Source organism: Kitasatospora sp. NRRL B-11411 (genome assembly GCF_000721345.1).
GTDB classification, from domain to species: Bacteria; Actinomycetota; Actinomycetes; order Streptomycetales; family Streptomycetaceae; genus Kitasatospora; species Kitasatospora cineracea.
Genome location: NZ_JOGH01000337.1, coordinates 1 through 284 on the forward strand (window position 1 = coordinate 1; position 284 = coordinate 284).

Genomic DNA, 284 nt, shown 5'->3' on the forward strand with positions numbered 1-284 from the left:
CGGACCTGCTCGACGAACGTCCGCCGCCCGCACCGGGCACGGTCGCAGAAGTACCAGCACACGCGCAGCCGAATCAACAACTTCCGCCCCGCCAAAGGGCGCTCGGCCACCGTACGCCAGCACATGGAGTGAACCCGCCGCCCCCGGAACCCGCAGTCCGGGCAGCGGACGCCCGGACCGCACGCGGCGACCTCGACCAGCACCAGGTCCAACCCCGCAGTCACCCGCTCCAGTTCAACATCGACTCCGGGGAACAGCACATCTTCGATCGAGTAGAGAGCCAC

The 284-nt window shown here is 68.7% G+C and carries 1 pseudogene; it reads right to left on the minus strand.

Features of this window, described 5'->3' with window-relative positions:
* Positions 1-284: pseudogene (locus tag IH44_RS49005) on the minus strand (ISL3 family transposase); the annotation flags it as partial.